This is a genomic window from Rhodococcus sp. (in: high G+C Gram-positive bacteria) (assembly GCF_049286785.1).
Classification (GTDB): domain Bacteria; phylum Actinomycetota; class Actinomycetes; order Mycobacteriales; family Mycobacteriaceae; genus Rhodococcus_F.
This window is the reverse complement of record NZ_JBAQEO010000691.1, coordinates 1-10,808: the sequence shown is the minus strand read 5'-3', so window position 1 is coordinate 10,808 and position 10,808 is coordinate 1. Positions and strand designations below refer to the sequence as shown.

General features: G+C 65.0%; 8 protein-coding genes. 5 read left to right on the top strand and 3 right to left on the bottom strand.

Translation table 11 applies throughout. The features are described 5' to 3' along the window. Positions 1-45: 45 nt before the first annotated feature. The 3 genes from WAW17_RS25070 to WAW17_RS25060 all read right to left on the bottom strand — a co-directional run bounded on the left by WAW17_RS25070 (position 46) and on the right by WAW17_RS25060 (position 4,246). Positions 46-1,581, bottom strand: coding sequence for an amino acid permease (locus tag WAW17_RS25070; protein WP_422335582.1), 1,536 nt, complete (start codon positions 1,579-1,581; stop codon positions 46-48). Positions 1,582-1,875: 294 nt separating this feature from the next. Continuing rightward, complete coding sequence (ilvD, locus tag WAW17_RS25065; RefSeq protein ID WP_422335581.1) at positions 1,876-3,717, bottom strand: dihydroxy-acid dehydratase; 1,842 nt, start codon at positions 3,715-3,717, stop codon at positions 1,876-1,878. A 52-nt stretch (positions 3,718-3,769) separates the two neighbouring features. Beyond that, positions 3,770-4,246: a PH domain-containing protein gene (locus tag WAW17_RS25060; RefSeq protein ID WP_422335584.1), complete on the bottom strand. Its 477-nt coding sequence runs from the start codon at positions 4,244-4,246 to the stop codon at positions 3,770-3,772. A 267-nt stretch (positions 4,247-4,513) separates the two neighbouring features. Between WAW17_RS25060 and WAW17_RS25055 the strand changes: the two genes are divergently transcribed. From WAW17_RS25055 to WAW17_RS25035, 5 genes are all read left to right on the top strand, one after another. Continuing rightward, a complete protein-coding gene (locus WAW17_RS25055; protein ID WP_422335580.1) occupies positions 4,514-6,457 on the top strand; it encodes an acetolactate synthase large subunit in 1,944 nt (647 codons plus the stop codon). Beyond that, on the top strand, positions 6,454-6,957 hold the full coding sequence (gene ilvN / locus WAW17_RS25050; RefSeq protein WP_422335579.1) for an acetolactate synthase small subunit: 504 nt from the start codon (positions 6,454-6,456) through the stop codon (positions 6,955-6,957). Before WAW17_RS25055 ends, ilvN begins: the two co-directional genes overlap by 4 nt. Positions 6,958-7,009: 52 nt before the next feature. Further along, positions 7,010-8,011: a ketol-acid reductoisomerase gene (gene ilvC / locus WAW17_RS25045; RefSeq protein ID WP_422335583.1), complete on the top strand. Its 1,002-nt coding sequence runs from the start codon at positions 7,010-7,012 to the stop codon at positions 8,009-8,011. A gap of 223 nt (positions 8,012-8,234) precedes the next feature. Then, complete coding sequence (serA, locus tag WAW17_RS25040; protein WP_422335578.1) at positions 8,235-9,827, top strand: phosphoglycerate dehydrogenase; 1,593 nt, start codon at positions 8,235-8,237, stop codon at positions 9,825-9,827. An 83-nt stretch (positions 9,828-9,910) separates the two neighbouring features. Next, on the top strand, positions 9,911-10,808 hold an 898-nt coding region (locus WAW17_RS25035; RefSeq protein WP_422335577.1), incomplete at its 3' end, for a 3-isopropylmalate dehydrogenase.

The following is a 10,808-nucleotide window of genomic DNA, read 5'->3' as shown; positions in this document are numbered from 1 at the left end:
AATCGGGGGTGCGGCGGAGTCGTCCGAACAGAGCGGGTGAGCGGCTCAGCTCTGCACGAGTACCGGGATGTTCTCTTCGTCGGGTGGGTTTGCCTGGGCGGCGAGGCGCTGACCGAGTACGGATTTCCGGCGACCGTAGGCGAAGTAGATGACGACACCGAGGGCCATCCATCCCACGAACCGGATCCAGGTCTCTACCGACAGGTTGAGCATCAGCCAACCGCAGGCCACGACTGCGAGGATCGGCACGAGCGGCACCAGGGGCACCCGGAATCCTCGGGGCAGGTCGGGACGCGTTCGACGCAGGATCACGACTCCGAGGCAGACCAGGACGAAGGCGAACAGCGTGCCGATATTCACCATCTCCTCGAGTGTTCCCATCGGGAACACCGCGGCGAGCAGTCCGACGACGGCTCCGACGAACAAGGTGATGCGAACGGGAGTGCCCTTGTTGCCGGTCTTGGCGAGACCACGCGGGATGAGCCCGTCGCGGGACATGGCGAACAGCACGCGGGTCTGGCCGAGCATCATCACCATCACGACGGTGGTGAGACCGGCGAGTCCACCGAGGTTGATGGCCGTCTGCGCCCAGGTGATGCCGTGCGCTTCGAATGCGGTGGCCAGGGTGGCGCTGCTGTCACCGACAAGGGGACTGCCCGTCTTCAGGTCGGTGTACTTCACCATTCCGGTGAGTACGAGGGTCACGGCGACGTAGAGCACGGTGACGATCGCGAGTGAACCGAGGATTCCCCGGGGAAGGGCTTTCTGCGGGTTCTTGGCTTCCTCCGCGGTGGTCGCGACGACGTCGAAGCCGATGAAGGCGAAGAAGACGAGGCTTGCCGCCGCGAGGAGGCCGTACCAGCCGTAACTGCTGCCTTCGGCGCCGCTTATCAAGGAGAACAGCGACTGATGCACGCCCTGTGCCGTGCTTTCGCCGCTCTCGGCGGGCGGAATGTAAGGAGAGTAGTTCTCCTTCTTGATGTAGAAGACGCCCACGGCGATGACGAGAAGAACGACGGCGATCTTGATCGCGGTGAGGATCGCCGAGACGCGGGAGGATATCTTCGTTCCGACGGCGAGCACGAACGTGATGGCGCCGACGATGATCAGGGCGCCCCAGTCGAAGTCGACCGGACCGAGATGCGCCGTGGTCGACCCGCTGAACCCGATCACGTTGCCCAGGTACAGCGACCAGCCCTTGGCGACCACCGCCGAGGCGAGAGCGAACTCGAGGATGAGATCCCAGCCGATGATCCAGGCGACGAACTCACCGAACGTGGCGTACGAGAAGGTGTAGGCACTTCCCGCGACCGGGACGGTGGAGGCGAACTCGGCGTAGCAGAGGGCAGCGAGTCCGCAGGCGATCGCCGCGAGCACGAAGGCCAGAGAGATGGCCGGACCGGCTACGTTGCCCGCGGTCCGTGCGGTCAGGGTGAAGATGCCTGCACCGATCACCACGGCGACACCGAACACCGTCAGATCTCGGGCGGTCAGTTCCTTCCGGAGCCGAGTGTCGGGCTCGTCAGTGTCCGCCATCGACTGTTCGACGGATTTCGTTCGCCATATGCCGACTCCTGGCATGAACCGCTCCTAGCTTTCGGGTCCCGAGGGCTTCGTGGGCCGGGGATGTCATTGGGCCGCCAAATGTGATGTGGATCTCATCGGCCTACCGAGGGAACCATTGCTGAGCGGAGTGTGCAAGAAGTCTCGGATGAACTGATCGTTGTGATCAACTCGGCTCCGATGGGGCATGCGTGTGCTGCGCGAGTTGACTACTCCACGGTGCCCGGCAGAACGACGAAGCCGGGTGTCGCGGCAGAGGTTCTCTGCTGCGACACCCGGCTCTTGCCGGTCCGGGCTGCTCGGGCGGAGCGGTCAGGGCACCCTGCGGACGGCACCCTTGTCTGCGGACGTGGCCAATGCGGCGTAGGCCCGCAGCGCGGTGGTGACGGTGCGTTGACGGTCGACGGGCTGCCACGGCCGTTCGGAGGCCTCCATCTTGGCGCGGCGCTCCGCGAGTACGGCGTCGTCCACCAGCAGTTCGAGTGTGCGGCTCGCGACGTCGATCCGGATCTGGTCACCGTTCTCGACCAGTCCGATCACACCGCCGGATGCGGCCTCGGGGGAGATGTGACCGATCGACAGACCCGAGGTGCCACCGGAGAAGCGGCCGTCGGTGATGAGTGCACAGACCTTGCCGAGGCCTACACCCTTGAGGAATGACGTCGGGTGCAGCATTTCCTGCATGCCGGGGCCACCCGCGGGGCCCTCGTAGCGCACGACCACGACGTCACCGGGTTGGATCTTCTTCTGCAGGATGACCGACACGGCCTCCTCCTGGGACTCCACGACCACAGCCGGCCCCTGGAAGGAGAACAGATCTTCGTCGATACCGGCCGTCTTGAGAATGGCGCCGTCGACGGCGATGTTGCCGCGCAGGACGACGAGTCCACCCTCGACCGTGTACGCGTGCTCGACGTCGCGGATGCACCCTGCGGTGGCGTCGGTGTCGAGTGCGCTCCAACGGTTGGTTGTCGAGAACGGCTCGGTGGTCCGAACCCCGCCGGGCGCGGCGTGGAACAATTCGATCGCTTCGTCGGAGGCCTTGCCGGAGCGGATGTCCCACATGTCGAGCCACTCGTCGAAGCTCTCGGTGTGCACGGTGGAGACGTCGGTCTCGAGCAGTCCGCCTCGCCGCAGCTCACCGAGGAGTGCGGGGATTCCGCCGGCCCGGTGCACGTCCTCCATGTGGTAGTCGGAGTTGGGGGAGACCTTCGACAGGCACGGAACCCGGCGGCTGATCTCGTCGATGGTGTCCAGGTCGAAGTCGACCTCGCCCTCCTGTGCGGCAGCGAGCGTGTGCAGCACGGTGTTGGTGGAGCCTCCCATCGCCACATCCAGGGCCATCGCGTTGCGGAAAGCCTTGGGAGTGGCAATGTTTCGGGGCAGAACCGACTCGTCCTCGTCGCGGTAGTACCGCAGGGCGGCTTCGACGACGGTGGTGCCTGCGCGGGTGAACAGTGCGCGGCGCGCCTCGTGGGTAGCCAGCGTGGAACCGTTTCCGGGCAGGGCAAGGCCCAGTGCCTCGGTCAAGCAGTTCATCGAATTGGCGGTGAACATGCCGGAACATGAACCGCACGTGGGGCACGCGCTGCGCTCGACCTCGTCGAGGCCCTCCTCGGACACCGCGTCGTTCGCCGAGGCGGAGATGGCGGTGATCAGATCGGTCGGGGCCTGGGCCACGCCGCCCACGACCACAGCTTTGCCGGCCTCCATCGGGCCGCCGGAGACGAACACGGTGGGGACGTTGAGACGCATTGCGGCATTCAGCATGCCCGGCGTGATCTTGTCGCAGTTGGAGATGCAGACCAGGGCGTCGGCGGTGTGAGCATTGATCATGTATTCGACCGAATCGGCGATGATCTCGCGGCTCGGAAGCGAATACAGCATGCCGCCGTGACCCATGGCGATGCCGTCGTCGACGGCAATCGTGTGGAATTCGCGAGGTACACCACCGGCGGCGCGCACCGCGTCGGCCACGATCTCGCCGACGTTCTTGAGATGAACGTGCCCGGGGACGAACTGCGTGTAGGAGTTCGCGATCGCGACGATCGGCTTCCCGAAATCGGAGTCGGTCATTCCGGTAGCTCGCCACAGCGCGCGGGCGCCTGCGGCATTTCGTCCTATGGTGGTGGTGCGGGACCTCAGCGGGGGCATGAGCGTATTCCTTAGTCAGCGTACGGAAGTACTGATCAACGGTACTCGCGTACTAGTCGTCGTCTGTGTGCGGCTGGGTTTTCGCTGGGCGCTCGGCATCCGCCTCGGCGTCGGCTGCAGCGGCCGCAGCATACGGATCGGTGATCCGGCCACCGCTCGCCTCGGCGATCTGGGGGAGTCGGTCGAAGGTGACCACCGGAAGCATCACCTCACCGCCGTTGACCAGTGCGGCGCGGGCCCAGCCGCGGTCGGGGAATCGGACTCCCTTGATGTCGGACCACTTCAGGAAGCGGCTGCCGAACAGGCGCCGCAGTTCGAGACCGTCGGGGGTGACGGTGGTGCGTACGCGGGCCACCCAGACGACCGCGATCACGGGGGCGATGAGGAGCCAGCCGAACACGGCGGGCCATCCGAACACCGGGAAGGTCACGGCGAACAGGAGAAATGCGCACGCAAGGTAGGCGAGGGGAGAAATACGGATGACCTGCTCGGGACTGTTCGTCGTATGGGATGATGGTTCTGGTGGCACGGGCTGCTGCGGAGTTGACACCTCTACATCTTCGCACTGCAGCTGACGTATCTCACATTCTGGGACGGTCGACTCATCAAGTTGACTGTTCACCGATAGCGCGCCTACCGTCGAGCGCGTGAAACAGAATGAGTTGCTCGTAATCGGCCGGCGCGTCGTCGCCTGAGTCGATTCTTTCAACTCACCAGATAACGACGCGCCACCCTCGTACAGCATCTGCTGACGGGGGTTTTTTGTTGCCCGGAGCCAGAATCAGAGGATTTCCCAGTGAGCGCACCAACCGCACGGCCTCAACCCACGCCGCGCAAGTCGGGGGCAGCCAGCCCGATGACCGCGGCCGCCGCGACGCAGACCGGCAGCCGCCGCCAACTCGCACCCGAGCGAGTCACCGGCGCCCAGTCGGTGGTTCGAGCCCTCGAGGAACTCGAGGTCGACACGGTATTCGGCATTCCGGGTGGTGCCGTTCTTCCGGTCTACGACCCGCTGTTCGACTCGAAGAAGGTCCGGCATGTGCTCGTCCGGCACGAGCAGGGAGCCGGTCACGCCGCGACGGGCTACGCCCAGGCGACCGGCAAGGTTGGCGTCTGTATGGCCACCTCCGGCCCCGGCGCCACCAACCTGGTCACCCCGCTCGCCGACGCACAGATGGACTCCGTGCCGGTCGTCGCCATCACGGGCCAGGTGGGCCGCAGCCTGATCGGCACGGACGCCTTCCAGGAGGCCGACATCTCCGGCATCACCATGCCGATCACCAAGCACAACTTCCTGATCACCGACGGCGTCGACATCCCGCGCATCATCGCCGAGGCGTTCTACCTCGCGTCGAGTGGTCGCCCCGGGGCGGTGCTCGTCGACATCCCCAAGGATGTTCTGCAGGCGCAGACCACGTTCTCCTGGCCTCCGGAGATGCGGCTGCCCGGCTACCGCCCCGTCACGAAGCCGCACGGCAAGCAGGTGCGTGAGGCTGCACGGCTGATCGTGGAATCGAAGCATCCCGTGCTGTACGTCGGCGGCGGCGTCATCAAATCGGAGTCCTCCGCCGAATTGCTCGAATTGGCCGAACTCACGGGCATCCCGGTGGTGACCACTCTGATGGCGCGCGGCGCCTTCCCGGACAGTCACAAGCTGAACTGCGGCATGCCCGGTATGCACGGCACCGTTGCCGCCGTCGCCGCACTGCAGCGCAGCGACCTGCTCATCACGCTCGGTGCGCGCTTCGACGACCGTGTCACGGGTCAGCTCGATTCCTTCGCACCCGATGCCAAGGTCATCCACGCCGACATCGATCCGGCCGAGATCGGCAAGAACCGCTACGCGCACGTGCCGATCGTGGGCGACTGCAAAGAGGTGATCACCGAACTCATCGAGGCCATCAGGGCCGATCTCGCCACCGGTACCGAGTTCGACCTCACGGAATGGTGGGCCTACCTCGACGACATCCGCCGGACGTACCCGCTCAGCTACGACCGGCCCTCGGACGGTGCGATGTCGCCCGAGTTCGTGATCCAGGCGGTGGGCAAGCTCGCAGGCCCGGACGCAATCTACTGTGCCGGCGTCGGCCAGCATCAGATGTGGGCGGCGCAGTTCATCAACTACGAGAAGCCGCGCACGTGGCTGAACTCCGGCGGTCTCGGCACCATGGGCTACGCCGTGCCCGCCGCGATGGGTGCCAAGATGGGGAAGCCCGACACCGAGGTGTGGGCCATCGACGGTGACGGTTGCTTCCAGATGACCAATCAGGAACTCGCCACCTGCGCTCTCGAGGGCATCCCGATCAAGGTTGCTCTCATCAACAACGGCAACCTCGGCATGGTGCGTCAGTGGCAGACGCTGTTCTACGAAGAGCGTTACTCCAACACGAACCTGGGTACCCACGGCACGGTCCGCATCCCCGACTTCGTCAAGCTTGCAGAGGCGTTGGGCTGCCACGGAATTCGCGTCGAACGTGAAGAGGACGTCGATGCCGCCATCCGTGAGGCGCAGGCAATCAACGACAAGCCGGTGGTGATCGACTTCATCGTCGGTGCGGATGCTCAGGTGTGGCCGATGGTCGCCGCGGGCACCAGCAACGACGAAATCATGGCGGCACGAGGCATTCGTCCGCTGTTCGACGACGACGAGGCGGCCGCTGAGCCGGCCGTCATTCACGAAGCCATGGAACGCGAACAGCGTTCGGCCGGGGCCGCACCGGCCGGGAAGGAAGATCAGTGAGCACCAGCCACACCCTCAGTGTTCTCGTCGAGGACAAGCCGGGCGTGCTGGCCAGGGTGGCCGCGCTGTTCTCCCGTCGTGGATTCAACATCGAGTCGCTCGCCGTCGGGGGTACCGAGATTCCCGAGATCTCGCGGATGACCATCGTCGTCACCGTCGACGAGTTCCCGCTCGAGCAAGTGACCAAGCAACTCAACAAGCTGATCAACGTCATCAAGATCGTGGAGCAGGACGGTGAGGCGTCCGTCGCCCGCGAACTGTTGCTGATCAAGGTGCGCGCCGACGCCAGTGTGCGCACGCAGGTCATCGAGACCGTGAATCTGTTCCGCGCCAAGGTGATCGACGTCTCTCCGGAGTCGGTCACGATCGAGGCGACGGGAACGCGATCCAAGCTGGATGCCCTGCTGCGGATGCTCGATCCGTACGGCATCCGGGAGATCGTGCAGTCCGGGGTTGTTGCCGTCGGCCGGGGGCCCAAGTCCATAACAGCCACCCGCTAGTACCTTAGATACGCAAATTCCAAGAAAGAGGTTGAGAACTGTGGCAGTCGAGATGTTCTACGACGACGATGCCGATCTGTCGATCATTCAGGGCCGTAAGGTTGCTGTGATCGGATACGGAAGCCAGGGCCACGCGCACTCGCTGAGTCTGCGTGACTCCGGCGTCGAGGTGCGTATCGGCCTCCAGGAGGGTTCGAAGTCGCGGGCCAAGGCGGAGGAGCAGGGACTCGCCGTGGGTACGCCCGCGGAGGTTTCCGAGTGGGCCGACGTGATCATGGTGCTGGCCCCCGACACCGCGCAGGCGTCGATTTTCACGAACGACATCGAGCCCAACCTGAAGGACGGCGACGCGCTGTTCTTCGGGCACGGCCTCAACATCCACTTCGGCCTGATCAAGGCTCCGGAGTTCGTCACGGTCGGAATGGTCGCCCCCAAGGGCCCCGGCCACCTCGTGCGCCGTCAGTTCGTCGACGGCAAGGGTGTCCCTGCGCTCATCGCGATCGACCAGGATCCCAAGGGTGAGGGCCAGGCGCTCGCCCTGTCCTACGCCAAGGGCATCGGCGGAACGCGCGCCGGCGTCATCAAGACCACGTTCAAGGAAGAGACCGAGACCGATCTCTTCGGCGAGCAGGCCGTGCTCTGCGGCGGCACCGAGGAACTGGTCAAGACCGGTTTCGAGGTCATGGTCGAGGCCGGGTACGCCCCCGAGATGGCGTACTTCGAGGTGCTGCACGAGCTCAAGCTCATCGTCGACCTCATGTACGAGGGTGGTATCGCCCGGATGAACTACTCGGTGTCCGACACCGCGGAGTTCGGCGGCTACCTCTCCGGCCCGCGCGTCATCGACGCCGGCACCAAGGAGCGCATGAAGGAGATCCTGAAGGACATCCAGGACGGCACCTTCGTCAAGCGTCTCGTCGCCAACGTCGAGGGTGGAAACAAGGAACTCGAGCAGCTCCGCAAGGAGAACGCCGAGCACCCGATCGAGGTCACGGGCAAGAAGCTGCGCGACCTGATGAGCTGGGTGGATCGTCCGATCACCGAAACCGCCTAGGTTTCACCGCTTTACGGCTACACCGCCTCACCGCTGGCCCGATGTCACATCGATCTCGTTCAACGAGCCCGATGTGACATCGGGCCGGTGTCGTTCCGGTTCGGTTGGACCACACAAGCGTCCACTACATGGTGGTGCGGACCGGATGCGGATTCGTGACGAGTGCGGACTAAGCTGGAGAGGCTTGAAACACCCCCACACCACCGATTCAGGGAGTTTGCACGTGAGCCAGCCAGGCCGTCCCGTAGTTCTGATCGCCGACAAGCTCGCGCCGTCCACCGTCGAGGCTCTGGGCGACGGTGTGGAGGTGCGCTGGGTCGACGGACCTGACCGCACGGCCCTGCTCGCGGCTGTGCCGGAGGCCGATGCGATCCTCGTCCGCTCCGCCACCACAGTCGATGCCGAGGTTCTGGCCGCGGGTTCCAAGCTCAAGATCGTCGGCCGCGCCGGTGTCGGCCTCGACAACGTCGACGTTCCCGCCGCCACCGAGCGTGGCGTGATGGTTGTCAACGCTCCCACCTCCAACATTCACTCGGCCGCCGAGCATGCCGTTGCGCTGCTGGTTTCCATCGCGCGGCAGATTCCGGCCGCAGACCGTACTCTGCGTGAAAGAACCTGGAAGCGTTCGAGTTTCAACGGAACCGAGATTCTCGGCAAGACCGTCGGCGTGGTCGGGCTCGGCCGCATCGGTCAGCTGTTCGCCCAGCGGCTCGCGGCATTCGAGACACACGTCATCGCATACGACCCCTACCTTCCGGCCGCGCGGGCTGCACAGCTGGGCATCGAGCTCGTCGGCATCGACGAGTTGATCGAGCGTGCCGACTTCATCTCCGTGCACCTGCCGAAGACGAAGGAAACCGCAGGCCTGATCAACGCAGAGCGTCTGGCGAAGGCCAAGGACGGCGTCATCATCGTGAACGCCGCCCGCGGTGGCCTGATCGACGAGGACGCGCTGTACGACGCGCTCGTGTCGGGGAAGGTCCGCGGCGCCGGGCTCGACGTGTTCGGTTCCGAACCGTGCACCGACTCCAAGTTGTTCGATCTCGAGAACATCGTCGTCACCCCGCACCTGGGCGCTTCCACGACGGAGGCACAGGACCGCGCAGGAACCGATGTCGCCAAGAGCGTGTTGCTGGCCCTGGCCGGCGAGTTCGTTCCGGACGCCGTGAACGTTTCCGGCGGCCCGGTCGGCGAGGAAGTGGCTCCGTGGCTCGATCTGGTGCGCAAGCTGGGACTGCTCGCGGGCACCCTCTCGCCCGAGGCTGTGCAGAACGTGCAGGTCGTTGCCAGCGGTGAACTGTCCGCCGAAAACGTCGATATTCTCGGCATGGCGGCTCTGCGTGGACTGTTCTCGGTCAGCAGCGACGAGGCTGTCACCTTCGTCAACGTGCCGCAGCTTGCGGAGCAGCGCGGTGTGACGGTCGAGGTGGAGAAGCACAGCGAGGCGCAGACCCACCGCAGCGCGGTCGAGGTCCGGGCAGTTGCGGCCGATGGAACGGTGACGGCCGTCGCCGGCGCGCTGACCGGTCTCCAGCAGGTCGAGAAGATCGTGAACGTCAACGGCCGCAGCTTCGACCTGCGCGCCGAGGGACACAACATCATCGTCCACTACCAGGATCGACCTGGTGTTCTCGGTGTCCTTGGCACCGTTCTGGGCAATGCCGGCATCGATATCCAGGCCGCTGCTCTGAGCCAGGACGTCGAGGGCACCGGCGCGACGGTCATCTTGCGTGTCAGTCATGTCGTCGGTGATCCCGAGGTCGCAGAAATTGTGGAGAAGCTCGACGCGCGGGTAGCCCAGGTCGACCTGTCCTGATTCTGCCTGTCATATCCGGGTTGCCGCGCTCGTGGTGAGCGCGGCCCCAGACCCGGCCGGATTTTCGAGAAGAGAGTGTGTCCATGAAGCTTGCGGTCATTCCGGGTGACGGTATCGGAGTCGAGGTCACGGCGGAGGCACTCAAAGTGCTGCGGAAGCTGGTACCCGATCTCGAGACCACCGAGTACGACCTCGGGGCCCGTCGATACAACACCACGGGGGAGCTGCTCCCGGACGCCGATCTCGCCGCGATCCGCGAGCACGATGCGATCCTGCTGGGAGCGATCGGTGATCCGTCGGTCACGCCGGGGGTGCTCGAACGAGGGCTACTCCTGAACATGAGGTTCGCATTGGACCATCACGTGAATCTGCGTCCGGCACAGCTCTATCCGGGTTCGAAGTCGCCGCTCGCGGCGCAACCGGACATCGATTTCGTGGTGGTCCGTGAGGGAACCGAAGGGCCGTACACGGGCAACGGCGGGGCTATCCGCGTGGGCACCCCGCACGAGATCGCGACCGAGGTGTCGATCAACACATGGTTCGGGGCCGAGCGGGTGGTGCGCTACGCGTTCGCGCTTGCGCAGACCCGGCGCAAGCACGTCACCTTGATCCACAAGACGAACGTCCTCTCCAATGCGGGTGCAATCTGGACCCGTGCGGTGGAAACAGTGTCGGCCGATTACCCGGACGTGGGTACGGCGTACTGCCACATCGACGCAGCCACCATCTACATGGTCACCGACCCGTCCCGCTTCGACGTGATCGTCACCGACAACCTGTTCGGAGACATCATCACCGACCTCGCGGGTGCCGTCACCGGAGGTATCGGACTGGCGGCCTCGGGCAACATCGACGCTTCGGGTACCAATCCCTCGATGTTCGAACCGGTTCACGGCAGCGCTCCGGATATCGCGGGCCTGGGTGTCGCCGATCCCACAGCGGCGATCCTCTCCGCGGCACTGCTCCTTCGCCATCTCGGCC

Coding starts and splice junctions, on each gene's coding strand:
- ilvD (WP_422335581.1), bottom strand. CDS start 3,717: ATGCCCCCGCTGAGGTCCCGCACCACCACCATAGGACGAAATGCCGCA.
- WAW17_RS25070 (WP_422335582.1), bottom strand. CDS start 1,581: ATGCCAGGAGTCGGCATATGGCGAACGAAATCCGTCGAACAGTCGATG.
- ilvC (WP_422335583.1), top strand. CDS start 7,010: ATGTTCTACGACGACGATGCCGATCTGTCGATCATTCAGGGCCGTAAG.